Source organism: Arthrobacter sp. FW305-BF8, from assembly GCF_021789315.1.
Lineage (GTDB): Bacteria > Actinomycetota > Actinomycetes > Actinomycetales > Micrococcaceae > Arthrobacter.
In genome coordinates, this window is record NZ_CP084561.1 from 447,238 (window position 1) to 472,536 (window position 25,299).

23 protein-coding genes and 1 tRNA gene are annotated in these 25,299 nt (G+C 66.1%); 12 read left to right on the top strand and 12 right to left on the bottom strand.

The features are described from left to right. Positions 1 to 25 precede the first annotated feature (25 nt). Both LFT45_RS02020 and LFT45_RS02025 read right to left on the bottom strand, forming a co-directional pair. Positions 26 to 736, bottom strand: coding sequence for a GntR family transcriptional regulator (locus tag LFT45_RS02020; protein WP_236806288.1), 711 nt, complete (start codon positions 734 to 736; stop codon positions 26 to 28). After that, on the bottom strand, positions 729 to 2,195 hold the full coding sequence (locus LFT45_RS02025; protein ID WP_236806289.1) for a fumarylacetoacetate hydrolase family protein: 1,467 nt from the start codon (positions 2,193 to 2,195) through the stop codon (positions 729 to 731). Before LFT45_RS02025 ends, LFT45_RS02020 begins: the two co-directional genes overlap by 8 nt. A 223-nt stretch (positions 2,196 to 2,418) precedes the next feature. Here LFT45_RS02025 and LFT45_RS02030 point away from each other — a divergent pair, with 223 nt between their 5' ends. After that, a complete protein-coding gene (locus LFT45_RS02030) occupies positions 2,419 to 4,371 on the top strand; it encodes an FAD-binding monooxygenase (protein WP_236806290.1) in 1,953 nt (650 codons plus the stop codon). 211 nt (positions 4,372 to 4,582) lie between these two features. Then, positions 4,583 to 6,058 carry an APC family permease gene (locus tag LFT45_RS02035; RefSeq protein WP_236806291.1) on the top strand — a complete coding sequence of 492 codons (1,476 nt, stop codon included), beginning with the start codon at positions 4,583 to 4,585 and terminating at the stop codon, positions 6,056 to 6,058. On the opposite strand, the gene LFT45_RS02040 is transcribed toward LFT45_RS02035, so the two are convergent. Then, on the bottom strand, positions 6,035 to 6,679 hold the full coding sequence (locus LFT45_RS02040; protein ID WP_236806292.1) for an AmiS/UreI family transporter: 645 nt from the start codon (positions 6,677 to 6,679) through the stop codon (positions 6,035 to 6,037). The two genes, LFT45_RS02035 and LFT45_RS02040, sit on opposite strands and share 24 nt — an antisense overlap. A 196-nt stretch (positions 6,680 to 6,875) precedes the next feature. Here LFT45_RS02040 and gdhA point away from each other — a divergent pair, with 196 nt between their 5' ends. After that, complete coding sequence (gene gdhA, locus LFT45_RS02045; protein ID WP_111903247.1) at positions 6,876 to 8,213, top strand: NADP-specific glutamate dehydrogenase; 1,338 nt, start codon at positions 6,876 to 6,878, stop codon at positions 8,211 to 8,213. On the opposite strand, the gene LFT45_RS02050 is transcribed toward gdhA, so the two are convergent. From LFT45_RS02050 to LFT45_RS02060, 3 genes are all read right to left on the bottom strand, one after another. Further along, entirely contained in the window at positions 8,210 to 9,169 is a 960-nt protein-coding gene (locus tag LFT45_RS02050; RefSeq protein WP_236806293.1) for a helix-turn-helix domain-containing protein, read from the bottom strand. The genes gdhA and LFT45_RS02050 overlap by 4 nt on opposite strands. A 152-nt stretch (positions 9,170 to 9,321) precedes the next feature. After that, positions 9,322 to 10,449 (bottom strand): D-TA family PLP-dependent enzyme, encoded by a 1,128-nt coding sequence (locus tag LFT45_RS02055; RefSeq protein WP_236806294.1) that lies wholly within the window; start codon positions 10,447 to 10,449, stop codon positions 9,322 to 9,324. Next, positions 10,446 to 11,042, bottom strand: coding sequence for a TetR/AcrR family transcriptional regulator (locus LFT45_RS02060; RefSeq protein ID WP_236806295.1), 597 nt, complete (start codon positions 11,040 to 11,042; stop codon positions 10,446 to 10,448). The genes LFT45_RS02055 and LFT45_RS02060 overlap by 4 nt, the downstream gene beginning before the upstream one ends. A gap of 121 nt (positions 11,043 to 11,163) precedes the next feature. On the opposite strand from LFT45_RS02060, the gene LFT45_RS02065 reads away from it, so the two are divergent. Beyond that, positions 11,164 to 13,113 carry a primary-amine oxidase gene (locus tag LFT45_RS02065; protein ID WP_236806296.1) on the top strand — a complete coding sequence of 650 codons (1,950 nt, stop codon included), beginning with the start codon at positions 11,164 to 11,166 and terminating at the stop codon, positions 13,111 to 13,113. Positions 13,114 to 13,123: 10 nt separating this feature from the next. After that, the gene (locus LFT45_RS02070; protein ID WP_236806297.1) at positions 13,124 to 13,558 is read left to right on the top strand and encodes a hypothetical protein; all 435 of its coding nucleotides are present in this window, start codon (positions 13,124 to 13,126) and stop codon (positions 13,556 to 13,558) included. A gap of 66 nt (positions 13,559 to 13,624) precedes the next feature. Here the strand turns inward: LFT45_RS02070 and LFT45_RS02075 are convergent, their stop codons facing one another. Then, on the bottom strand, positions 13,625 to 14,176 hold the full coding sequence (locus LFT45_RS02075; protein WP_236806298.1) for a flavin reductase family protein: 552 nt from the start codon (positions 14,174 to 14,176) through the stop codon (positions 13,625 to 13,627). A 260-nt stretch (positions 14,177 to 14,436) separates the two neighbouring features. On the opposite strand from LFT45_RS02075, the gene pstS reads away from it, so the two are divergent. The 4 genes from pstS (at position 14,437) to pstB (ending at position 18,604) form a co-directional block, all read left to right on the top strand. Then, positions 14,437 to 15,558 carry a phosphate ABC transporter substrate-binding protein PstS gene (gene pstS / locus LFT45_RS02080; RefSeq protein WP_236806299.1) on the top strand — a complete coding sequence of 374 codons (1,122 nt, stop codon included), beginning with the start codon at positions 14,437 to 14,439 and terminating at the stop codon, positions 15,556 to 15,558. Positions 15,559 to 15,679: 121 nt separating this feature from the next. Continuing rightward, positions 15,680 to 16,612, top strand: a complete 933-nt coding sequence (pstC, locus tag LFT45_RS02085) for a phosphate ABC transporter permease subunit PstC (protein WP_236806300.1) — start codon at positions 15,680 to 15,682, stop codon at positions 16,610 to 16,612. Continuing rightward, positions 16,613 to 17,725, top strand: a complete 1,113-nt coding sequence (gene pstA, locus LFT45_RS02090; RefSeq protein WP_236806301.1) for a phosphate ABC transporter permease PstA — start codon at positions 16,613 to 16,615, stop codon at positions 17,723 to 17,725. 99 nt (positions 17,726 to 17,824) lie between these two features. Then, entirely contained in the window at positions 17,825 to 18,604 is a 780-nt protein-coding gene (gene pstB, locus LFT45_RS02095) for a phosphate ABC transporter ATP-binding protein PstB (protein WP_236806302.1), read from the top strand. Positions 18,605 to 18,752: 148 nt separating this feature from the next. Here the strand turns inward: pstB and LFT45_RS02100 are convergent, their stop codons facing one another. From LFT45_RS02100 to LFT45_RS02115, 4 genes are all read right to left on the bottom strand, one after another. Then, positions 18,753 to 19,769, bottom strand: coding sequence for an inorganic phosphate transporter (locus tag LFT45_RS02100; protein WP_236806303.1), 1,017 nt, complete (start codon positions 19,767 to 19,769; stop codon positions 18,753 to 18,755). A gap of 1 nt (position 19,770) precedes the next feature. Beyond that, on the bottom strand, positions 19,771 to 20,388 hold the full coding sequence (locus tag LFT45_RS02105) for a DUF47 domain-containing protein (protein ID WP_236806304.1): 618 nt from the start codon (positions 20,386 to 20,388) through the stop codon (positions 19,771 to 19,773). 256 nt (positions 20,389 to 20,644) lie between these two features. Further along, positions 20,645 to 21,304: a hypothetical protein gene (locus LFT45_RS02110; protein ID WP_102972823.1), complete on the bottom strand. Its 660-nt coding sequence runs from the start codon at positions 21,302 to 21,304 to the stop codon at positions 20,645 to 20,647. A 9-nt stretch (positions 21,305 to 21,313) separates the two neighbouring features. Next, positions 21,314 to 21,460 (bottom strand): hypothetical protein, encoded by a 147-nt coding sequence (locus tag LFT45_RS02115; RefSeq protein WP_236806305.1) that lies wholly within the window; start codon positions 21,458 to 21,460, stop codon positions 21,314 to 21,316. A 90-nt stretch (positions 21,461 to 21,550) separates the two neighbouring features. On the opposite strand from LFT45_RS02115, the gene LFT45_RS02120 reads away from it, so the two are divergent. Further along, positions 21,551 to 21,623: transfer RNA gene (locus LFT45_RS02120), tRNA-Lys, on the top strand. 102 nt (positions 21,624 to 21,725) lie between these two features. On the opposite strand, the gene LFT45_RS02125 is transcribed toward LFT45_RS02120, so the two are convergent. After that, complete coding sequence (locus LFT45_RS02125) at positions 21,726 to 23,063, bottom strand: glutamyl-tRNA reductase (protein WP_336885610.1); 1,338 nt, start codon at positions 23,061 to 23,063, stop codon at positions 21,726 to 21,728. 500 nt (positions 23,064 to 23,563) lie between these two features. Between LFT45_RS02125 and LFT45_RS02130 the strand changes: the two genes are divergently transcribed. Next, positions 23,564 to 24,583, top strand: a complete 1,020-nt coding sequence (locus LFT45_RS02130; RefSeq protein ID WP_236806307.1) for a LacI family DNA-binding transcriptional regulator — start codon at positions 23,564 to 23,566, stop codon at positions 24,581 to 24,583. 77 nt (positions 24,584 to 24,660) lie between these two features. Continuing rightward, on the top strand, positions 24,661 to 25,230 hold the full coding sequence (locus LFT45_RS02135; RefSeq protein ID WP_236806308.1) for a cysteine hydrolase family protein: 570 nt from the start codon (positions 24,661 to 24,663) through the stop codon (positions 25,228 to 25,230). Positions 25,231 to 25,299: the final 69 nt, after the last annotated feature.

Sequence of the window (25,299 nt, forward strand, 5' to 3'; positions counted from 1 at the left end):
TCAGTTACGGCCCAATGCGAGCACGTTATTGGGCGCTAAGTGACCCCGCGTTGGTTTGGGAGAGGTACGCGTCCAGGGTGGCGCTGCGGTGGAGCCGCGCTGCTTTTTCGATGGTGTCGGCGTCGGCACCGGTTTCAATGAGCCGGAGCAGGGCCTCGTGTTCGTCCACGGACAGGTGGGCTCGGCCCGGAACAAATCGGAACGTTGAGGACCGCAGTGATGCCAGCCGGTTCCAGCCGCGGTGGACCAGGTCCAGGATGTGCGGGTTGGGGCAGTGTTCGAACAGGACGCTGTGGAAGTCCTGGTTGAGCTGCGTGAAGCGGACGGGGTCGAAGTGCTGCAGGCACTCGCGCATCTCGGCGTTCACGGCGCGCGCCCGGGCAATGTCCGCTTCGCCCACCAGCGGCGCGGACAGGGCGGTGGCCGCACCCTCCACAATGCTCAGGGTCTGCATCGTGTAGAGGTACTCGGTGGGGTCGATGCCCGCCACGGTGGCCCCTACGTTGCGTTCGAACTTCACCAGGCCTTCGGCTTCGAGCCGGCGGATCGCTTCCCGGACCGGGACCACGCTAAAGCCGAGGTCCTTGGCGATGGCAGCCAGGACCAGCCGGTAACCGGGTGTGTAGGTGCCTTCCACGATCCGCGCCTTGATGGCCTGGTAGGCCTGCTCGGACTTGCTGCCGGCAGTGACCTCAGAGATGCCCTCGGCAGCGGTGGCGGTGGCCGTTTCAGTCATTGGCTTTGCCTGCTTCCCATTCTTCGTACTTGGCACGCCATGCAGCGTTGAGCGGATAGAGCCCGTCCACGCTGTGGCCCTGCTCTACCATTTCGGCGATGAAGACCTCTTCGCGTTCCTGGGCGATCGAGTCGTCGGCGACTTCCTCGGCAATGGCCGGCGGAATCACCAGGATGCCGTCCGAGTCCGCCACGATGATGTCCCCGGGCTGCACTGTGGTGCCGCCGCAGGCAATGGTGATGTCCATGTCCCACGGGATGTGGCGGCGGCCCAGCACAGCGGGGTGCGGGTTGGAGTAGTAGGTGGGCAGCTCCATGGCGGCCACGGCGGAGAAGTCGCGGACCCCGCCGTCGGTGATGATGGCGGCAGCGCCGCGGACCTGGGCGCGCAGGGCGAGGATGTCACCGATGGTCCCGGTGCCCTTCTCCCCGCGGGCCTCCATGACCAGGATCTCGCCCTCGTTCACTGAATCGATGGCGCGCTTCTGGGCATTAAAACCGCCGCCGTGCGTCTTGAAGAGGTCTTCGCGGTTGGGCACGTAGCGCAGGGTCCGGGCCAGGCCCACCACCTTGCGGTCCGGGCGGGTGGCGGTCAGCCCGTCGATGCTGACGTTGTTAAGGCCGCGCTTCCGCAGCTGGGAGGACAGCGTAGCGGTGCAGACGCTTTCCAGCTTGGCCTTGACCTCCGGGCTCAGAGCAGAGCCGACGGCGGGCAGACCTGCCGCCTCCCGCGAGCCGTACGCCTCTTCGCGCTGCAGGTCATCGGCCTTGGGTTGGGCACCAAAGTCCGCGAACGCCGTCGTACCTTCCGTGACTGTGGTGGTGAGGCGGCCGGTGCTCAGCGCACCGTCAGTGGTGCCCACTTCGACCTCCAGCACGTCGCCGGGTACCGCGACGGAGGCGCCGGCGGGCGTGCCCGTGAGAATGATGTCCCCCTCCTCGAGGGTGAGGAGCTGGGACAGGTCCGCCACGAGCCGGGCGAACGGGAAGAGCAGGTCCTCGGTTGTGTCGTCCTGAACGAGTTCGGCGTTGTGCCAGGTGCGGATGCGCAGTTTGGCGGGGTCGACGGCGTCTGCCGGGATCAGTGCCGGGCCCACCGGGGTGAAGCCGTCGCCGCCCTTGGACCGGAGGTTGGAGCCCTTGTCCGCATAGCGGAGGTCGTACACGCCGAGGTCGTTGCTGGCCGTGACCGCGGCGACGTGGCTCCAGGCGTCTTCGACGCCGACGCGGCGGGCTGCCTTGCCGATGATGATGGCGATCTCGCCCTCGTAGCCGAGGAGCTCGCAGCCGGACGGGCGTTCGACGGCGGTTCCGGTCAGGGACAGCGAGGACGACGGCTTCAGGAAGTACGAGGGCTGCGCCGGAGTGCGGCCGCGCTGGGCTGCGCGGCTGGGGTAGTTGATGTGCACCGCGATCACCTTGCGTGCTGCTGCCAGGGTGTCGTCGTTGACCTGCTCCAAAGCGTTCTCCTCATCAGGTACGAAATCGTATACGAAACATACTGGACCGTGAGGACCGCTTCGTCAACCCCCGTTTTCGGGAGAGGGAAAGCTGCTTGTAACCCGGGTCGGATGTGACGTACAGTACTGAAGCATAACCACAGTTTCTATTATCGAACCATCTGTTCCAATATAGAACACGCAATCGGCGCAAGCCAGCCACACAGTGAAGTGAGGAAAGCCCGTGCAGTTCCACCACCACGGTTACGTTTCCGGTGACCCGCGTATCCAGCCGGCCGCCGGCGTCGGCATCAACCGCCCCGAAGAGCTGCCCGACGAGGTCGACGTACTCATCGTGGGCTCCGGCCCTGCGGGCATGCTCGCAGCGGCCCAGCTCTCCCAGTTCCCGGACATCACCACGCGCATCGTGGAGCGCCGCGGCGGACGCCTGGCGATCGGCCAGGCCGACGGCATCCAGGCCCGCAGCGTCGAGACCTTCCAGGCCTTCGGCTTCGCCGAGGAGATCACTGCAGAGGCCTACCGGATCACCGAGATGGCGTTCTGGAAGCCGAGCCCCGAGAACCCGCAGCACATCGTCCGTGCCGCCCGCGCGGTCGACGACGAAATGGGCATCAGCGAATTTCCGCACCTCATCGTCAACCAGGCCCGCGTGCTGGACTACTTCGCCCGGGTCATGGCCTATTCACCGGCCCGGATGACCCCCGACTACGGCTACGAGTTCAGCAGCCTCCACGTCGCGGATGCGGGGGAGTACCCCGTCACGGTGACCCTGCTCCACACCGCCGGCGAGCTGGCGGGCCAGGAGCGCGTTGTGCGGGCCAAGTATGTGGTCGGTGCTGACGGTGCCCGCAGCAAGGTCCGTGAATCGATCGGCTGCACGCTTGCCGGTGACCAGGCCAATCACGCCTGGGGCGTCATGGATGTCCTCGCGTCCACCGATTTCCCGGACATCCGCACCAAGTGCGCCATCCAGTCCCACGACGGCGGCAGCATCCTGCTGATCCCGCGAGAGGGCGGCCACCTCTTCCGCATGTACGTCGACCTCGGCGTCGTGCCGGAGAACGATAACGGCGCCATCCGCAAGACCACCATTGAACAGATCATCGCCCACGCGAACCAGATCCTGCAGCCCTACACCCTCGACGTCCGCAACGTCGCCTGGCACAGCGTGTACGAGGTGGGCCACCGCCTCACCGACAGATTCGACGACGTCCTGCCCGCCGAGCGGGATACCCGCACGCCGCGGGTGTTCATTACCGGCGACGCCTGCCACACGCACAGCGCGAAGGCTGGCCAGGGCATGAACGTGTCCATGCAGGACGGCTTCAACATCGGCTGGAAGCTCGGCCACGTGCTCGAGGGCCGCAGTCCGGAGTCGCTGCTCGCCACGTACTCCGCGGAGCGCCAGGTGGTCGCGAAGAACCTCATCGACTTCGACAAGGAATGGTCCACCCTCATGGCCAAGAAGCCCGAGGAGTTCGAGGACCCCTCGGAGCTCGAGGACTTCTACGTTCGCACCGCGGAATTCCCGGCGGGCTTCATGACCGAATACGCGCCGTCAATGATCGTGGCAGAGGCCAAGCACCAGGAACTTGCAACCGGCTTCACGGTGGGCAAGCGCTTCAAATCCGCGCCCGTGCAGCGCGTCTGCGACACCAACCCGCTGCAGCTAGGCCACCAGGCAAAGGCAGACGGCCGCTGGCGGATCTACGTGTTCGCCGACCCCGCCGAGGCTGGCGCGCCGTCGCCGACCACCGACCTCGCGCAGTGGCTGGAGAACTCACCGGAGTCCCCGCTCGCGGCTACGCCGGAAGGCGCCGACGCCGACGCCTGGTTCGACGTGAAGGTCATCTACCAGCAGGACCACAGGGGCATCGACATCAACGCCGTCCCGTCCGTGTTCAAGCCGGAGGTCGGGCCGTTCAGGCTCACCTACCTCGAGAAGGTCTACGGCACCGACCCGAACGCCGACATCTTCGAGCTGCGCGGCCTTGACCGCGGCGGCGTCGTGGTGGTGGTGCGTCCGGACCAGTACGTGGCGAACGTCCTGCCGCTGACCGCGACGGCGGAGCTCGGGGCCTTCTTTGCGCCGCTGCTGCCGGCCCGCCAGCCCGAGCCGCCTAAGTCGGAGCCGCTGCAGTCCGCCGGCTCGGGGCTCGTCGCCCACCTGGTGTAAGGCCAGCATGCCTTTCGCTCCTGGAGTCCGGATCCTCGCAACGGGGGATCCGGACTCTTTGGTTTTCTGCCGGTCACGACCAGTGCGCTGAGGCACAACAACTGATCGCTGCCAGACAAGCCCTATCCGACCGGGACTGCCAAGCTGGATTCAGCGGTGCGAGGCCATTGCCGGCACCCCTCCAACGCTCATGACCGTTAAGAAGGATCCAATGAGTATTTCAAATTCCGAGTCCCGGACTGCAGAAGCAAATCCACACAAGGAACAGTCCACCGCCCTCCGCGCGGGCAGCATCGGCGTCCTGGGTATTCTCTTTTTCGTTCTCTCAGCCCAGGCTCCGCTGACCGGCATCGTCGGCGCTGCACCCCTGGCGGCTGCACTCGGCAATGGCGCCGGGGCACCGGGTGCCTACCTCGTGGTGGGCATCGTCATTGTCATCTTCGCCGTCGGGTTCGTCGCCATGAGCCGGAAGGTGCAGGCCAGCGGCGCCTTTTACGCCTACATCACCGCCGCCTTCGGCAGAAAGACCGGCACAGGCGCGGCCTGGCTGGCACTCCTGGCGTACAGCACGGTGCAGGCCGCAATGTACGGCCTCTATGGTGCGGCCTTCTCCGGCCTGCTGGGTTCTGCCGGCCTGACCGTTCCCTGGTGGCTTCTGGCCGTTGCCACCATGGCAGGCGTGCAGGTTCTCGGGTCGATGAACATCGAACTCGGCGCCCGCGTCCTGGCTGTCCTCGTGGGCCTGGAGGTGGCGATTCTGCTGCTGTTCGGTCTCACCGTCCTGCTGAGGGGCGGAGGCCCCGAAGGCCTCAACATGGCAGCCTCATTTTCCCCGGAAGCGATCGCAAGCGGCGCCCCCGGAGTGGCCATCATGTTCGCCGTGGCGTCCATGTTCGGCTTCGAGTCGACGGCCATCTACTCCGCCGAGGCCAAGGATCCCCACCGCACGGTGGCCCGGGCAACCTACCTCTCCGTGGGCATCATCGCCGTGTTTTTCGGCTTCATCACCTGGATGCTGGTGAGCTTCTACGGGCCCTCGCACGTCATCGACGCCGCCGGAGCTGCCCTGGAGTCGGGGGACGCAACCTCGTTCGTCATTGGCCCGCTGGTTGAGCTGTTCGGCCCCTGGGCCGGCGTGACCGCCGGCATCCTCCTGGTGACATCCCTGCTGGCAGGCATCATCGCCTTCCACAACGGCATCAACCGCTACCTCCACTCGCTGGCCCTTCGTGGTTCCCTGCCCGCCGTCCTGGCACGGACCAACAGGCACCGCGCCCCTGCAAACGCCGCCTGGGTCCAGACGAGTGTCGCCGTGCTGCTCGTGGCACCGTTCGCGGTGCTGGGAATGGACCCGGTCCTGACGCTCTTCTCGTGGTTCAGCGGGCTGGCTGTTGCGGCGCTGCTGGTGCTGTACATGCTCTGCTCCCTGGCCGTTGTTGCATTCTTCCGGCCCGAACGGGTGCCGGGGCAACTCTGGCAGACCCTCATCGCACCGGCGCTCGCGTCGCTGCTGCTGGCATGGGTCCTCTACCTGGTGGTCAGCAACTTCACTTCCCTCATCGGCGGCAGCGCCGAAACCGCCCTCGGGCTGCTGGTTGCCGTCCCCGTGATGTTCGTGGCCGGGTTGCTGGCGGAAATCGTAGTGGAGAAGCGGGCAGGGACCTTAGAGTCGGAGCTCGCCGGGTAGCGGGCGTTCGACGGCGGCAGCACCCGTTCCGCTGCGGCGGCCTCGCCTCGCGAGGCCGCCCGCCAGCAGCAGAAGGGCGGCAAGGCCGGCCCCTGCGGCGGCGGCCGCCGCTATGCCGGCCGGCCACTGCCCGCTAATCCCCAGGAACGCCGGCACCGTTGCCGAGGCCTGGCTGGTGAGCACAAGGGACCAGCCGATCAGGGGTGCCATCCGCTCGAAGCCCAACGCCATGTGAAGAAAGAACAGCAGCCACAAGTAGGTCCAGCAGAGCCACAGGACGGCAAGCAGGGGATCCTCCCCGGACCACGCCGCCGCGAGCAGGATGCCGCAGGCGGCCACCATCCCGCAGAACCAGCCGAGCCCTTTGGATCCGAGCCCCAGCAGGAAGTCCAGGCCCACGTAGACATACGTCAGCCCGAACAGGAACATCCCGGCGGCCCCCAGCAGGGACTGCGTCCCGCCTCCCTCGGTGACGGTCAGATGAGCAACACCCAGTATGAGCTGCGCGTTCCCGATGACCAGACTGAAGACGGCAGCGTCCCGGCGGGGGATCTGGTTCAAGGCGGCCAGCCCGTTCAGCAACAGTGCAGCTCCGGAGAGGAGCAGGCAAACATACGCCATCAGTAGCCCTTTCCGGCCCGCGGCGCTCTGGATTGAGTTCTCATTTTATGGAATTTTTCTGTCACAATACGGAGAATAAGCGATTTCGGTGCCGCCGCCTATCAAGCGGCGGTCTTAATCGGTAAGGTTGAAAGGTCAACCATAGGCGGCTGGAAATATCCTTTTGGCCGTTGCTCGCGGATTTAAGGACAGATTCATGGATGCACGGCTGGAAGCCGTCAGGGATACGGTACTGGCGCGGAACCCCGGTGAGTCTGAGTTCCACCAGGCGGTGGTCGAGGTGTTCGAAAGCCTTGGCCCGGTCCACGACCGCCACCCCGAGTTCCTGGAAGCCGCTATCCTGGAACGGCTCTGCGAGCCCGAACGGCAGATCATCTTCCGGGTGCCGTGGACCGACGATTCAGGCCGCGTGCAGATCAACCGCGGCTTCCGCGTGGAGTTCAATTCAGCGCTCGGCCCCTACAAGGGCGGGCTCCGGTTCCACCCCTCCGTTTACCTCGGGATCGTGAAATTCCTCGGCTTCGAGCAGATTTTCAAGAACGCGCTGACCGGCATGCCCATCGGCGGCGGCAAGGGCGGTTCCGACTTCGACCCCCGCGGCCGCAGTGACGCCGAAGTCATGCGCTTCTGCCAGTCGTTCATGACGGAGCTCTACCGCCACATCGGCGAGTACACTGATGTCCCGGCCGGCGACATCGGTGTGGGCGGCCGCGAAATCGGCTACCTCTTTGGCCAGTACAAACGCATCACCAACCGCTACGAATCGGGCGTGCTGACCGGCAAGGGCATCTCCTGGGGAGGTTCCCTGGTCCGGCCCGAAGCCACCGGCTTCGGCACGGTGATCTTTACCGAGGAGATGCTCAAGACCCGGGGCTCATCCTTCGATGGGCAGCGCGTGGTGGTTTCCGGCTCCGGCAACGTGGCCATCAATGCCATCGCCAAGGCCCAGGCGCTCGGCGCCAGCGTTGTGGCCTGTTCCGATTCCTCCGGGTACGTCGTGGACGAGGCGGGGATCGACGTCGGGCTGCTTCGCCAGGTCAAGGAAGTGGAACGCGGACGCCTCAAGGACTACGTTCTGCGCCGTTCCGGCGTTTCCTATGTGGAGGCCGGCTCCGTCTGGGACGTCGATGCGACTGTCGCCCTGCCGTGCGCCACGCAGAACGAGCTCGACGGCGGTGCTGCCGCCCGGCTGGTCCGCAACGGACTGCTCGCCGTCGGTGAAGGCGCCAACATGCCGTGCACCCCGGACGCCGTAGCAGTCTTCCAGGAGGCGGGCGTGCTGTTCGGGCCCGGCAAGGCCGCCAACGCAGGCGGCGTGGCCACCTCGGCGCTGGAGATGCAGCAGAACGCGAGCCGCGATTCCTGGTCCTTCGAGCACACGGAACAGCGCCTGACGGACATCATGGTGGGAATCCACCACCGCTGCGCCTCCACCGCGGACGAGTACGGTGACCCCGGCAACTACGTGCTGGGCGCGAACATTGGCGGCTTCGTCAAAGTGGCGGACGCGATGCTCGCCCAGGGTCTGATTTAGGCGCCGCGGCGCCAGTCGCTGGGGGATTCGCCGAAAGCCTCGCGGAATGTCCTGCTGAAGTGGGCTGCGTCCAGGAAGCCCCACCGCGCTGCCACGGCTCCCACTGAGGTGCCCGAGTGCAGCGGGTCCCTGAGGTCCCGGCGGACCCGATCCAGCCGGCGGCTGCGGATCCAGCTGGCAACAGTGCTGCCGGACTCGTGGAAGACGTTGTGCAGGTGGCGGGTCGAAATGAAATGTGCTGCGGCAATGCTGGCCGGCGAAAGCTGCGGGTCGGCGAGGTTCTGCTCAATGTATTCGCGGACCGACGTCGCCAGCATTGCCTGGGGCTTCATGCTGTCGGCAGCCAGATCCAGTTCCGAATGGAGCATGGTGGTCACAAGGTCCAGGGTGTTGGCAGCGAGCCGGGAACCGCTCGGCCCGCCGAGTGCCTCCAAATTGCCGGCAAGCTGCGTGATGAACGGCCCCACAATGCCCGCCAGGCTGGACTCGCCGGCCAGCCGGACGGCTGACAGCTGCCCCACACAGTCCGGCGGCAGCGACAGGGAGTCGTGCGGGAACATGACCACCACCACGCGGGCCTGCTCTTCGAACGCCAGGGTGTACGGGCGGTTGGTGTCATAGATGGCGAGGTCGCCGGGGCGGAGCACGGCCTCGCGGTTGTCCTGGATGAGGAGGCCGGTGCCCTCCAGCTGAAGGTTGAGCTTGAAATAACGCTGGTCGGACTGGGCCAGAAGCGCGGGTGTGCGGTGGACGCTGTGGCCCGAAGCCGACACCTCCACGATGCACGTGCGGTCCAACACCCTGGAGCGCATGCGGCCGCGGAACCGATCGGGCCGGGCCGTTTCGGCGGCCAGCGGCACGAAGGACTGGGCCACGAGGTGCCTCCAGTGGTCAAAGGAGGTGGCCACGCTGGAGGTGAGGGTCTGGTCCGCGGGGCGGGCCGTGGTTGCTGGCATGAACATTCCTGACGCCGGTTCGCTGTCTGTTAGCGGGTCCCCAACACTGTGTCCTGGAACACAGTCATTTCAGGTTAACGGCGAAATCCCGCCCTGTCATCTTTTTTCAACACATGGCGAATAAAGATTTTGTGAAGAAGGGCGGTCGGCCCTTACCTGTTCTTGCCCCGGGCTGCCACGGCCCAGCGGTCCACGAGTCCGCCGCCGCGCACCACTGCGACATCATCCACCAGGTTCATCGCGAGGCATACGTGGTTGGGGATGACGCGCAACCTGTCGCCGATGGCCGGCAGGGTTCCGCGCTGAGGCCAGTCGACGGTTGCGTGGTGCTCCGACAGTGCGGTGATCCGGGCGTCCGGATAGCCCATCAGCCGTCCGAAGCCGCTTGCCCACGCGGGCCGGTCACTGCCGAGAACCTTGCTGCCGGCGTCAATGATGAAACGTGCCGGTCCGTCCGCGGGGGTTGCGTGGTGGCTGACCACCGTGGCCGCCACTGTCAGCGCGATGTCCTCGGCGGCGCACCGCCCCAGCTCCAGCTGCTGGGCGTCGCCAAAGACGTACACGCCAGGGCGCACCTCGGTGGCAGCCGAATTCCCGGTCAGCATCGCCGTCGGGGTGGAGCCGCCGCTGCGGCAGGTGACGTCGAATCCCGCCGCCGCCAGAACCTCGGACGCCCGGTTCAGGGCGTGCTCCTCCTGCCTGGCCGCCTCGACCGGCATGCCCGGTGCGTAGCTGTGTCCCGGGAAGGTGAACACGCCGGCGACCTTCAGCCCGGCGCGCGCTGCTGCCTCGGCGACCGGTGCGACGGATTCCGGGCGGACGCCGCTCCGGTGGTGGCCGCTGTCGACTTCCACCAGGGCGCTGATGCTCCCCGCGGCACTGCCCAGGCCGGATCCCAGGGCCGTTGCTCCCTCCACGGAGTCGATGCCAACGGTGATCTGCGCAGTTTGTGACAGGCGCCGAAGCCGCTCGGACTTCTGCGGCGAAAGCCAGAGGGGGTAGGCGATGAAGAGGTTGTCGACTCCGGCAATGGCAAACACTTCGGCTTCGCCGATGGTGGCCACTGTCAGTCCGGAGGCTCCCGCTGCGATCTGGCGGGCGGCGATTTCGGGAATCTTGTGGGTTTTGGCATGCGGGCGCAGATTCAGGCCCCGCGCCCGGACGGCTGATGCCATCCGCTCAATGTTCCGGTCGAGAATGTCGACGTCGATCAAGATTTCCGGGGTATCGATTTCGTGCGGGATGGTCACTGCCGGCGTCTCCTGGTTGTTCTCGCTCAATGCTGGCCCGTCAGCAGGGCAAGGAATCCCTCGAGCTGCCCGTCCAGGCCGAGCTCCGTCTCGCCCTCCGGAAGCAGCGCGGCCGCGATCTGGGCGCCCAGCAGCATGTTGAGCAGCTGCCCGGCCAGGCTGTCGTCGTCGACGGCGGTACTCACGTCGCCGCTGTCCCGGGCCTCCCCGAGATAGCGCCGGATGGCATCCCGCCACTGCTGCATCGATTCCCGGTGGATCTGCGCCTTGCCGGGGTCGTTGATGGCCTTCTGCCAGAAGGGGATGACGATCCGGGCTTCGTTGATCCGTTCCTCATCGAGCGGGAGCACTTCGACGCAGAAGGCCCGCAGGGCCGCCAGTCCCGAAAGTCCCGCGGTGACTTCGGCGATGCGTTCGTTGGTCCGGTTGAAGACGTGGCCGAAGGCGAAGGTCAGCAGCGTGTCCTTGGTGGGAAAGTACGGTTTCAGGGCCCCGTTGGCGAAGCCCGCCTCCGTGGCGATTTCCCGCATCGTGGCGCTCTCAATGCCCATCCGGGCGATGATCCGCCAAGTCGCATCCACCAGTTCCAGGCGGCGCTCATCGTGGTCAACAATCTTTGGCACGCGGCCACTCCCAGTAAATATTTTTCGCCCAGACTCTTGTGAGCCATCTTACGTTCGCTTATTCTCTACAACTATAGAAAAATAAACATCCGACCCGCCAGGGTCATGGACAAAGGCCGCTATGACGCTCTCCACCACAGAAACAGCCAGCCCGTTCCGCCTTGCCTCAGCCGCGGAGATCAGCGAGGTGCAGGGCATTCTCCGCTCGGGGGGTCTCCTTGGTCCGGAGAAGCGCATCGCCTACCTGGGCCTCCTTGACCCTGCCCGGGGAACCGGCCCTGACCGGGGAACCGGCCCTGCCCGGGGAACCGGAACAGAGTCGGACCGCCGTTTCCGGGCCTTCATCCACGACGTTTCGGGCGGCCGGCCCCAGGACGTCACCGTCTCGGTCACCAGCGGCACGGTTATCTCCGTCGTCGAACTCGACACTGCTGCCACCGGCGAACTGCCGGTCCTCGAAGAGGAGTTCGAGGTGGTGGAGCAGCTGCTGGCCACCGACGGGCGGTGGCTGAAAGCCCTTGCCGCACGGAACCCGGACGTCAGCAAGGTGCGCGTCGCACCGCTGTCCGCCGGCGTCTTCGAATACGCGGAGGAGAAGGGCCGCCGGATCCTGCGCGGGCTCGCCTTCGTGCAGGAGTTTCCGGAGGACAGCGCCTGGGCCCACCCGGTTGACGGGCTCGTGGCCTACGTGGACGTGGTCAGCAAGGAAGTCACCCAGGTGATCGACACGGGCGTGTTCCCCATCCCGGCAGAGCACGGCAACTACACCGATCCCGAGCTCACGGGCCCGCTCCGCACCACCCAGAAGCCCATCAGCATCACCCAGCCCGAAGGCCCCAGCTTCACGGTGACCGGCGGCAACCACATCGAGTGGGAGAAATGGAGCCTGGATGTTGGATTCGACGTCCGCGAGGGCGTGGTGCTGCACAACATCGGCTTCCGGGACGGGGACCGGCTACGGCCCATCATCAACCGCGCGTCGATCGCCGAGATGGTGGTCCCGTACGGTGACCCGTCCCCGATCAGGTCCTGGCAGAACTACTTCGATACGGGGGAGTACCTCGTGGGCCAGTTCGCCAACTCCCTCGAACTCGGCTGCGACTGCCTCGGCGACATCACCTACCTGAGCCCCGTCATCAGCGATGCCTTCGGCAACCCCCGCGAGATCCGCAACGGCATCTGCATGCACGAGGAGGACTGGGGCATCCTGGCCAAGCACAGCGACCTCTGGTCCGGCATCAACTACACCCGGCGGAACCGCCGCATGGTGATCTCCTTCTTCACCACCATCGGCAACTACGACTACGGCTTCTACTGGTACCTCTACCTCGACGGCACTATCGAATTCGAAGCCAAGGCCACCGGCATCGTCTTCACGTCCGCATTCCCGGAAGGCGGCTCGGACAACATCTCCCAGCTCGCACCGGGGCTCGGGGCCCCGTTCCACCAGCACATCTTCAGCGCCCGCCTCGACATGGCCATCGACGGCTTCACGAACCGGGTGGAGGAAGAGGACGTGGTCCGGCAGGCCATGGGCCCGGGCAACGAGCGCGGCAACGCCTTCTCCCGGAAGCGCACCCTGCTGACCCGCGAGTCCGAGGCTGTCCGCGAAGCTGACGCCCGCACCGGGCGTAGCTGGATCATCTCCAACCCCGAATCGCGGAACCGCCTGGGCGAGCCGGTGGGCTACAAGCTGCACTCCTCCAACCAGCCCACGCTGATGGCGGACCCAGAATCCTCCATTTCCCGGCGGGCCGCCTTTGCCACCAAGGACCTGTGGGTCACCCGCTACGCCGAGGACGAGCGCTACCCGACCGGAGACTTCGTCAACCAGCACGCCGGCGGCGCGGGCCTGCCCGCCTACATCGCCCAGGACCGCGACATCGACGGCCAGGACATCGTGGTGTGGCACACCTTCGGCCTGACCCACTTCCCGCGGGTGGAGGACTGGCCCATCATGCCGGTGGACACCGTCGGCTTCAAGCTCCGCCCCGAAGGCTTCTTCGACCGCAGCCCGGTCCTGGACGTCCCGGCCAACGCCAGCCAGTCCGGCCCTCACTGCCACGGCTAGGTTCCCCGCCGTGACCGCTGTGCAGCTCCACTCCCGCACGGTCTCTGCGGTGACCGCCGCGTCCTGCGTGGTCCACCTGTGGCTTGTGGCCGGAAACCACCACGGCCCGTGGTTAAACATCATGATGCTCGCGATGGTCGGGGTCTGCCTGCCGTGCGCTGGGCACCTGTGGCGCGGCAGCCGGGAGCGTGCCCTGCGTCAGGTGATGGGCTGCGCCCTGGCAATGACGGCATTACATGCGGTCCTGCTGCTGGGGGCGCAAGCCTTCGCCGGGGGCGGTGCGCCCGGCCACACACATTCCGGAGCAGCGGCGACGGCGCCTGGCACGGGCTTGTTTGGATCGGACGCTGAAGGCCTGCTGGCCGTCGTCGTCCTGGAAATTACGACGGCGTTCCTCGCCGCGACGCTGCTCGCCCGCCTTCGTTCGGTCGCAAATCCCAAGTGAGTAGCAGCACAGGGCGTTCCCAGCGCTGGGAACGCCCTGTGCTGCTACTGAGTTGGGGGCGGAGGCTTACGGCGCCAGCCGGCGGAACTCCGAGCCGAAATGCACCAGCGGATCCGGAACCTCGGACGGTGCGGCCCCACTACCCATCGCCACCACCTCGCCCACAACAAGCAGGTGGGTGGCGGCAGGATGGACAGAAACGGTGCGCAGCTCAAAATAGGCCAGGCAGCCGTCAATGATCGCCGATCCCGTGGCCGGCCCGCGCCGGAAAGGCACCTGCGCGAGCAGTCCGTGCAGCGGCGTCCCCGGACTCGCCAGCCACGTCGCCGTGCCCTGGTGCTTGCCGGACAGCACGCTGAGTGCCCACGTCCCCGCTTCCTCCACCGCTTCACCAATGCGGGATTCCGCGAACAGGCTGACCAGCATGGTGGGCGGGTCGTAGGACACCGAGAGGAAGCCGCTGACCGTCGCGGCGTAGTCCCTGTTCCGCAGCCGGGTGGAAACCACGGCGACGCCGGCGGTGAGGTCCGAACTCAGCCTGCGGTACAGGTCCACGTCGGAATCCGACGGCGGCCCCTCGCCCAATTGCCGCGCGTCCAGCGGCCCCGAAGTTTCCATGACGCCAATCGTGCCACGTGGGGCCACTGTTATCCCTGTTGACCATGTGGCGGATCCACTACGGCTGTGGCGGAGCTAACGCAATGGCAACCCAGCATCTGTAAGCCAATGGCCCGCCGTCGTTAACCCTGCGTTCACCTCCGACCCCAAAACTTGTTACCTGCGGCCCATAACTTCATTGAAGGTACAAAAAGTACGAATCTCCCGTACGGACGTCTCCGGTCCGCACCGCATCAGAAACCCTGGAAGGGGTACACCCAGTGAAGGCACTCCGCTTCGGCCGCCACGCGGCAATCGCTGTCATCGCCGCTGGCGCACTCGCGCTCACCGCCTGTGGTTCAGACAACGCCACGAACACCGCCCCGGCAGGCAGTTCCTCCGCCGCCGGCACCAAGGTCACCGGCACCCTGACCGGCATCGGCTCCTCCGCGCAGGGCGCGGCCATGGACGTGTGGAAGACCAACTTCGCCTCCGCGAACCAGGGCGCCACCGTGCAGTACTCCCCGGACGGCTCCGGCGCCGGGCGCAAGGCCATCGTCGACGGTTCGGCTCAGTTCGCCGGTTCCGACGCCTACCTGAAGGACGAGGAACTGGCTGCGGCCAAGAAGGTGTGCGGTCCCGCGGGTGCCATCGAGATCCCCGTCTACATCTCGCCGATCGCCATTGCCTTCAACCTGCCGGACATCACAGAGCTGAAGCTGGACGCCCCCACCGCGGCCAAGATCTTCCGTGGCGAGATTGCCAAGTGGAACGACCCCGCCATTGTGGCCCTGAACCCGGACGCCAAGCTCCCGGACCTCGCCGTCACCCCGGTGAGCCGCTCTGACGACTCCGGCACCACCAAGAACTTCACCGAGTACCTCTCCGCCGCGGCTCCCGATGTCTGGAAGGACAAGGCCGACGGCATCTGGCCTGCATCCCTCAAGGGCGAGAACGCCAAGGGCACGTCCGGCGTCGTCAAGACCGTCACCGACACCCCGGGCGCCGTGGCCTACGCCGACGACTCCGCCGTTGGCGGCAAGCTGGGCATCGCCCAGATCAAGGTCGGTTCCGAGTTCGTCAAGATCTCCCCGGAAGCTGCTTCCAAGGCAGTCGACGCCGGCAAGCCCGTTGAAGGCCGCGCCGACACCAGCGGCGCCATCAAGCTCGACCGCACCACCACCGAGGCCGGTGCCTACCCGGTGGTCCTGGTTTCCTACCACATCGTCTGCTCCACCTACGACAAGCAGGAAACCGTGGACCTGGTCAAGGCTTTCGAGACCTACGTAGTGTCCGAAGAGGGCCAGAAGGCTGCCGCCGAGTCCGCCAAGTCGGCTCCGATCTCCGCCACGCTGGCCGAGAAGGCTGTCAAGGCCATCGAAACCATCAAGGTCAAGTCTTAACGACTCGCCTGTTAGCCGAGGTTCCCCGCCCAGCCGCCAGGCAGGGCGGGGAACTTAGCCGTGTAAAGCGCGGTTTCAGCACGATCCACATTTCTGCACCACCAACACCGAAGGGCCGGGTATGACCACCACCTCCCTGACCAGTTCCCGAGGCGCCGGCCGCGCCGGGGACAAAGTCTTCTCCGGAGCGGCCCTGGCGGCAGGCTGCCTGATCCTTGCCGTTCTTTTCGGCGTGGCGCTCTTCCTTGTCATCCAGGCGATTCCCGCCTTCACCGCCCCCGCCGCGGACATCCAAGGCGGGGAAGGCTTCTTCGCCTACATCTGGCCAATCGTCGTCGGCACCCTCATTGCTGCCATCATCGCCCTGGCCATCGCCACGCCGGTGTCCATCGGAGTTGCCCTCTTCATCTCTCACTTCGCCCCTCGCGGCCTCGCGTCCGGCCTCGGCTACGTCATTGACCTGCTCGCCGCGATCCCCTCCGTGGTTTACGGTGCCTGGGGCGCGGCCTTCCTGGCCCCCCAGATTTCGCCCGCGTACGGCTGGCTCGCCACCAACATGGGCTGGCTGCCCATCTTCCAGGGACCTGCCTCCGCCACCGGCAAAACCATCCTGACAGCCGGCATCGTGCTGTCCGTCATGGTCATCCCCATCATCACGTCGCTGTCCCGCGAGATCTTCCTGCAGACCCCCAAGCTTCACGAGGAAGCGGCCCTCGCACTGGGCGCCACGCGCTGGGAAATGATCAAGATGTCGGTGCTGCCCTTCGCGCGACCGGGCATCATCAGTGCCGTCATGCTGGGCCTCGGCCGCGCCCTGGGCGAAACCATGGCAGTGGCGCTCGTGCTGTCCTCCGGCGCACTCACCGCCAGCCTGATCCAGTCCGGCAACCAGACCATCGCCGCCGAGATCGCCCTGAACTTCCCCGAGGCCAGCGGCCTCAAGGTGAGCACCCTGATCGCCGCGGGCCTGGTTCTGTTCGTGATCACCCTCGCCGTCAACATGCTCGCCCGGTGGATCATCAGCCGGCACAAAGAATTCTCGGGAGCCAATTAAATGACCTCCACCCTGACCCCGGTCCGCAAGCGGTCAGCCCTGACCAAGGGCCAACTGCCCAAGTACGCCCCTTACGTGGTCCTGGGCGTCGCGTTGGTCCTCGGAGCGGCCATCCTCGCCCTGATCGGCTTCAATGCCTTCGGCTGGGGAGTGGTCTCCGCCATCCTGTTCGCCGCAGGACTCGTCGCCTGGAGCGCCGCGGTTGAGGGGTCGCGCAAGGCCAAGGACAAGCTAGCCACCTGCCTCGTGGTGGGCGCATTCCTGATCGCCCTGCTGCCGCTGATCTCCGTCATTTGGACCGTCATGGTCAACGGCATCCCGGGCCTGCTCAACCCCGGCTTCCTGGGGACGTCGATGAACGGCGTCACCGGCGTGTACGACAACAGGGCGGCTGAAGGCACCGGGCCCGTTATCGGCGGCATCTACCACGCCCTCATCGGCACCCTGCAGATCACCCTGCTGGCCACCGTCATCTCCGTTCCGGTGGGCCTCCTGACGGCGATTTACCTCGTCGAGTACGGCAACGACCGGCCGCTGGCCCGCGCCATCACGTTCTTCGTGGACGTCATGACAGGCATCCCGTCCATCGTCGCCGGCCTCTTCGCTGCCGCGTTCTTCTTCGCGGTGGTGGGTCCCGGCACCAAGACCGGCGCCGTCGCCGCCGTCGCGCTGTCCGTGCTGATGATCCCGGTGGTGGTCCGCTCCAGCGAGGAAATGCTGAAGATCGTGCCCAACGAGCTCCGCGAGGCGGCCTACGCCCTGGGCGTCCGCAAGTGGCGGACCATCCTCAAGGTGGTCATTCCGACGGCGATCTCCGGCATTGCGTCCGGCGTCACCCTGGCGATCGCCCGGGTCATCGGCGAGACCGCGCCCATCCTGGTGACCGCAGGGTTTGCGACGAGCATCAACAACAACGTGTTCGGCGGGTGGATGGCGTCCCTGCCCACGTTCATCTACACGCAGATCCTGAACCCCACCTCCCCGTCCAACCCCGATCCGTCGTCGCAACGGGCATGGGGTGCGGCCCTGGTCCTCATCATCCTGGTGATGCTGCTCAACCTCGGCGCCCGCCTCATTGCCCGGGTCTTCGCCCCGAAGACAGGCCGCCGCTAGTACGGACCGGCTATACCGGACCGGCCATACCGGACCGTATTTCGGCTCGAGAAGCCGAGATCTAGACTTCATTTCATACCAGCAAGTTAAAGGAACATCATGTCCAAGCGCATCGACGTCAAAGACCTGAACGTGTACTACGGCAATTTCCTGGCCGTGGAAGACGTCAGCATCAACATCGAGGCCAAGTCCGTCACGGCTTTCATCGGTCCCTCGGGCTGCGGCAAGTCCACCTTCCTGCGCACGCTCAACCGCATGCACGAGGTGCTGCCCGGCGCACGCGTCGAAGGTGAGGTCCTGCTCGACGGCGACAACCTGTACGGACCCGGCGTGGACCCGGTGACCGTGCGCTCCCAGATTGGCATGGTGTTCCAGCGGCCCAACCCGTTCCCCACCATGTCCATCCGGGACAACGTCCTGGCCGGCGTGAAACTGAACAACCAGAAGATCTCCAAGGGCGAGGCCGATGCCCTGGTGGAGCGCTCTCTCCTCGGCGCCAACCTCTGGAACGAGGTAAAGGACCGCCTGGACAAGCCGGGCTCGGGACTGTCAGGCGGCCAGCAGCAGCGCCTCTGCATCGCCCGCGCCATTGCCGTGGAGCCGCAGGTGATCCTCATGGATGAGCCGTGTTCCGCCCTGGACCCGATCTCCACCCTGGCCGTTGAGGACCTCATCAACGAGCTCAAGGACCAGTACACCGTGGTGATCGTGACCCACAACATGCAGCAGGCGGCCCGCGTCTCGGACAAGACGGCGTTCTTCAACATCGCCGGCACCGGCAAGCCGGGCAAGCTCATCGAGTTCGCCGAGACCAGCACCATCTTCAACAACCCGAGCCAGAAGGCCACCGAGGACTACGTCTCCGGCCGCTTCGGATAGTCCCCACCGACCGGTTCTCTACACCAACGCGGGGTCACTTATCGCCCTATTCGGACCTCCGAATGGGCGCTAAGTGTCCCCACCCGCTCCCTAGCCTCGCAAGCTCAGCCAGGGAACCCTGCGGGCGTGGGCCCCCCGCGTTGCTGTTTCAGACGCCGATCAGTGGGGAGAGCGCCAGCTCCAGGACGAAGGCGCCCGCGGCGGTGGCTGCCGGCGTCAGGACCCACAGCGACAGGATCCGGGTGACCAGCTTGCGGTGGCTGGTGGCGAACTGCTGGTTTTCCCCCGCGCCGAGCACGGCGGACGTGACCGTGTGGGTAGTGGAAACCGGCCAGTGGAGCCCGATGGCGCCAATAAACAGCAGGAGCGCGCTGAAGCCCTGGGCCACCACGCCGCGCAGCGGATCGATGCGCGTGAGCCGGTAGCCAATGGTGTGCGAGATGCGCCAGCCGCCGAACAGCGTGCCCACCGTGATCATCACTGCGGAGAGCAGGGCCACCCACATCGGAAGCGAGCCGCCGTCGGAATAGCCGGCCGCCAGCAGTGCCAGGATGAGCACTGCGCTGACCCGCTGGCCGTCCTGCAGGCCGTGGCCAAAGGCCACGGCGCCGGCGGCGATCGACTGCGCAGCCCGGAAACGCTTGTTGACCACGCTCGGCTGGGTGTAGCGCGCGGCCCAGGTCACGGGAAAGACCAGCAGGTAGGCGGCGATGAAGGCTACAACCGGCGAGAGGGCCAAGGGGAGGATCACTTGGAAGAGGAGTGACTGGTCCACCCCGCCCACGGAGTTGCCGCCCACCACCGCGCTGGCGGTTCCGGCACCCGCAAGTCCGCCCACCAGGGCATGCGTGGAGGAGGACGGAACGCCACGCCACCACAGGAAAATACCCCAGGCACACGCACTGGCGAGGCCGGCGGCGATGATGGTCAGGCCGCTGTTCCCGGGAGGAAGGGCCACCCAGTTCTGGCTAATCGCCACGGCCAGTCCGGCGCTGAGCAAGGCGCCTATGAGGTTGAAAAGGGCGGCCAGCAGGACGGCGATGGTGGGGGTCAGGGCACGCGTCCGCACGGCCAGGGCAACGGACGTGGACACATCCCGGAAGCCGTTGATGAAGGCAAATGCCGCGCTGAGGAGAACCACCAGGACGAAGATGAACAGCGTCACCTCAGGATTCCTTGACGATGATGCTGCCCACCTGAGTGGCGATCCGGCGCATGTCCTTGGTGACGTCGACCAGCTGGTTGGCGATGTCCCGGTTGCGGGCATACTGAGCTGATTTCATTTCCTTGAGCATGTCCGCGACCCAGACACGGTGCGTGCGTTCGGCCCGCTTGGCCAGACGAAGGACCTCGATCCAGTAGTCCTCAAGGTCGTCCAGATTGTTCAGGCGGCGCATTGCGTCAGCCGTCAGCTCGGCCTGGCGGCTGATGATTTCAAGCTGGTCGGCCGCGCGTTTCGGCAGCCGGTCCAGGTTGTAGAGCGCCACCAGCTCGGCGGCGGCGTCCAGCTTTTCAATGGCTTCGTTCAGGCTTTGCGAGAGGGCATACATGTCCTCGCGGGGGAGCGGATTCACAAAGCTGGTGCGCATGTGCGTCAGGAGGGCGAAGTGCAGCTCGGCCGACTTTGCCTCGTGGTTGTGCATGTCCTCCACCAGCCGGTGGTGCTCGGTGGCCGGCGCGCCGAGGATTTCCGCCATGGTGGCGCTGGCGAAAACTATCTGCCGGGCCAGCTGCGAAAGTAGGTTCAGGCCTGCGGGCTCCTGGGGAAAAAGGCGCAGCTTCATCAGTACCGGTCTCCGGAGGATCGTCAGGGCGGGACGCCGCGGGAGTTTTTGACTTGACGTCCGAGCCGCAGCTAGTCAGTACTTTACCGGCACCTGCGTTGGGGCATAAAAATGGTGCCGAACCGGATACGCCTCTCGGCGGTAGGCCGCTCTAGGCGGCTAAATGTTGAAGCCCGGGGGTTTCGCGGTTCGGCACCTATTTCAGTGTTCTACTTTGGCTGGGCCAAGTCAACATTGACAGATTGGGCCTGATGGGTCAGTCAAGCTCGCCCAGCCGCCAGGCGTTGGCGGCGTGTTCCAGGTCCTCTGCGGTCTTCACGAGCAGGTGCGAGTTGCGCGTCAGCTTGCGCGCGTGGCTCTCGTTGGAATGCTCCGCGCCGTCCGCCAGCGTGGCCTGGCCGAGTGCCACCACGCGGCAGAAAGCGGCAGAGCGCTCCAGCGCAACATCGAACTCTCCGTCGAAGGCCCCGGACAGGATCGCGTCCGCCATTGTCTTCATTTCATCGGCGCCCGGCGGTTCGGCCGCGCCGGCCACCACATGGGAGACCTGGGCGGTGTCCTTGCCGGCCTTGAAATAGACGGAGATGCGCTCGGGATCCTGCACAGTTGCCGCACGAAGTGCGTACAGCCGCCACAGTGCGCCGGGCAGCGAGCGAGCCGGGCTTTCCGCCCACATCTCCGCTATTGCCTCAAGGCCCTGCTCATCGGCCAGCTTCACGAGCCGTTTGGTGATGACGGGATCATCGCTGTCCCGCCCGTGGCGCACAAGGGCCTGGGCGGCCAGGTGCGCAGCTTCTGAGACGCGCGCCGGATCGGCACCGCCTGCAAAAGGTTCGAAATCAATGGGCGCAAAAGGCTTCGGTTTGTGGTGCCGCTCCGCCCCGCCCGGGCCGCTGGTTCCTGCGTTCTGGCTCATGGTCCCACGCTACTCCTGCAGGGAACCGGAATCGAGCGTCCCTTCCAGTGCCTGCATTTCCCGGAAGCGGCATCCATCGGGCACCTGAAGCCCTTGCTGGCGGCCGTCAAAGACACGTTCGACGGCGTCGGCGGGGCGCCGTGCTGAAGTCGCCACCGTCTGGGGTACAGTATTAAACGTTCAGAAATGGACTGGAACTGTTTCGCGTTTGCAGGCTTTTGTGGCCCGCATTCCAGCAGGCAGTTTGGGCCTTTAGCTCAGTTGGTAGAGCATCGGACTTTTAATCCGTGGGTCGTGGGTTCGATCCCCACAGGGCCCACTCTTTTAGCGAAGAGTGGAAAGTCCCCGGCTTCCTGGCAACAGGAAGCCGGGGATTTTTTATGTGCGGGATTATCGGAAACGGATCAATAGGAAACGGCGGCTAGCTTGCTGCCGGCAGGGCGTCCTCCGTGGCCACAATGCCTTGATGCTCCCGTGCCGGGCAGCCCAGCGTGCCCGTTTTCACTTCCGGGAAGGCGCCCTTTGCTGCGGCCTGCGCTTCCGCCCCTGCCGTCAGGTCGAGCCCGAACAGCGTTTCGAGGGCAGCCATGTACTCGTCCTGCCTGCCGGCTGCCGCCAGTTCGCGCCCCCGCGAGGTTGGCACATGCAGGAGCTGCCGCACTACCCGCCGGAGGGCGAATTCGACCGCTTCCGCCGTGGCCGTGCAGCCGTGCTGGTTCTTCACCCGCGCCACTTCATCAGCCAGTACCGACTGCATGTGTCCACGCAGCGCTACGATCGCGGGATCCAGAAGCCGCGCCTGCCGGTCCTCCTCAAACCTCATGGCGGCCTGCCGGACAAGCTCACCGGCCTGGTGGACGACGTCGGTTTGTTCACGCGGCGAGGCCAGCCGCACATGCTCCAGCGTGATGAGGTCTAGCCCGGGCAGTTCGCCTACTTTCGGCTCAAAGTCCCGGCTCAGGGCGAGATCGACGACGACGAGCGGGGCGGGAACGCCCTGCCGGAAGCTCCGAAAGTCCTCCGGGCTGAGCCTGGGGCCGCGGCCGCTGCAGCCGATCACCACATCCGCTCCACGGACGGCAGCGGGCAGATCCTCGGGGGCCAGGCCGGTGGCGCCCCGGGCTGACGCGAAGGCCTCGGCCCGTCCGGACCAGGAAAACACGGAGACCGCAGAACACGCCCTTGCCGCCAGGAGCGCAAGGGTAGAGCCGGCGTAGGCCCCGGTGCCGATGACCACCACGGACAGTCCGGAAAGGCCCTGGCGTTCGAGCTTGGATTGGGTGAGGTCCAGTGCAACGGACACCATGGAGCGGCCTGCCTCACCCAGGGCCGTCAGCGAGCCAACTTCGCGGGCGGCGCGGGAGGCCGCCTGGAAGAGCCGGACCAGGGCGCCGCTGGCCGCTCCGTCCTCCTGTGCGGAGGCCAGGGAGCGGCGCAGTTGGCCGGCGATTTCGCGTTCGCCCACTACTGCCGAATCGAGGCCGGCGCCCACCGAGAAGAGATGCTCGGTCATGGCGGTGCCGGTCAGGCAGTCAAGGGACCGCTCGAGTTCCACGGGCGAAATGCCTGAACATGTGCTGATGACACCCAACACGCGCTTCCTGGTGATGTCCGGATCCGCGGCCGGAGCGACGTCGCAATAGACTTCGAACCGGTTGCACGTGGCGAGCACCACTGCTCCCGCAACGCCGTCCACGTCCGCAATAGCGCCGGAAGTAATACGGACGGGTCCCGAACCGAGCCGGGCCAGGAACTCCAGGCCGGATCCCCGGCCTTCCTCGCCGCCAACCGGTCCGGGACCCCCGTCTCCGTACCGGGGCAATGAACCCCGGTACGGTGTGCGGGCATGACGGGAAACCACAAGACCAAACTGCCGTTCTGTCGGGGGTAATCCTTCTATGGACCCCCCTGCACCCTGCAACAATTCGGCCCCCTTCTGCCGCAACGTTCCCCACCCTGTCCTGCCGCGGACGCTTGGTTGCCGCCCCGGGTGGTGGCCGCCGCTTAACGCCTAAGAGGCCACCGTTTGCCGGACCGGTCCCGCCAGTGGCCGCCGCTTAGAGGACACTGCCAGTTTGTCGCTGGGGCCAGGCGCCGTTGCCTGGCCCCAGAGCCAAGAGACCTTGCAGAAAGGATGGGGTACCCACCTTGGAAAATTCTTGGCGGGCGGGGCGCCCTGCATTCTGCAACGATGTAGCAAAGAGGAATGTAGCTGAGAGATATACCCGGGGGAAAAGTGTGCCGTGAAAGGGGCTTTGCATGGCCGTGACAATGAACGAGGTTGCCCGCGCGGCCGGAGTTTCCCTGAAAACTGTGTCGAACGTGCTCAACAACTATGAGTTCATCAGGCCAGCCACACGGCAGAAAGTGCTGGACGCCATCGCCGAGCTCGGGTACGAGGCTAACCTGACCGCGCGGAGCCTAAGGTCCGGAAAGTCCCGCATGCTGGGCCTGGTGGTGTCCGACCTTTCCGTGCCCTATTACGCGGAGCTCGCTTCCCGGCTGATGACGGTGGCAGCAGCCCGGGATTACCGCGTGCTGGTGGAGCAGTCGGCGGCGGCTCGGGCCAACGAGCTGAGTGCCCTGCAGGGATCCCTCAGCCAGCTGACGGACGGGCTCCTGTTCACTCCGTTGGTGCTCGACGCGGACGCTGTGGCCGCGGCCCGGCGCGGCACCAAGCCCCTCGTGATGCTGGGCGAACACATCGACGACCCCCGGTTCGACCAAGTCACCATGAAGAACGTGGGAGCGGCAAGGGCCATGACTGCACACCTGCTGGCGGGGGGCCGGCGTCGTATTGCGGTGATAGGTGCTTCCCCTGGGGACCGTGCCGGTTCGCCCGGCCTTCGGCTGGCCGGATACCGGGAGGCGCTGGCCGAGGCTGGAGTCGACTTTGACCCGGCCCTGATTGTGCCTGCCGAGTGGCGCCGTGACGGGGGCGCATCCGCGGTGGCCAGGCTGCTCGAAGGCGGCCAGCCGTTCGACGCCGTCTTTGGACTCAACGACGCCCTGGCCCTGGGTGCGATGCACGAACTGCTGCTCCGCGGCGTGAGGGTGCCCGAGGACGCCGCCGTGGCCGGGTTCGACGACATCGATGAGGCGCGGTTCTCGTCCCCGTCGCTGACCACTGTTGCTCCCGGCATGAACGAGATCGCTGAGCGGTCCGTGCAGCTGCTGATCGACCGGATCGAGGGGACCGAGAAGGCCGCCGGGGGCGTGCACGCGGAAGCGGAATTCGAATTGCGAATCCGGGCCTCGGCCCCCCTAGAGCCGCGGTAGGGTTTCGCATTCCGGGTTTCACAGGCTCCGCGAACGGGTACGTCACCGTCACCGGCACAGTGAAGGGAAGGTGCACCATGATTGCTCTGCTCGTTATTGACATGCAGAACGCGTACTTCGAAGCGCCGGAACTGGCAGCCCAGCAGGAGCGGCTGGTCACCTCATGCAACAGGCTGCTGGAGGGCTTCACCTCCAGCGGACACAAGGCGCTGCTGGTTGGCACCGAACACGAGCGGGACAAGTCAACGTGGACGCTGAGCATGCTCGACGACGACCAGGGCTTCATTTTCCGCGGCAGCGAGCAGGCAGAGGCTGTGCCAGGCCTGGCCACAGACGGCCTGCCCCAGCTGAGCAAAACGCGGGACAGCGCCTTTGTTGGCACCAACCTGCTGTCCCGGCTGCGGAACTGGGGCGCCGACGAAGTGGTGCTGGCCGGGGTCTCCACGCACAACTGCATCGCCCAGACCGGAGCGGACGCTTTCGCCCACAACATCCGGGTTACGTACGCGGAGGACGCCATGGCGTCGGAGGACAGCCAGGACGCCAAGGACATGCTGCGCATCCTGTCCACCACGTATCGCCAGCCGGTCCGGTCGAGCGACGAGATCCTTGCCCGGCTCAGCGGCACCGCTAAGAGCCGGACCTGACTCTGCCGAAACGTGGTGGAAACGTAGGGGGCCTACTCTGGGTCCCACGCAGACCCGCCGGCCGTCGAA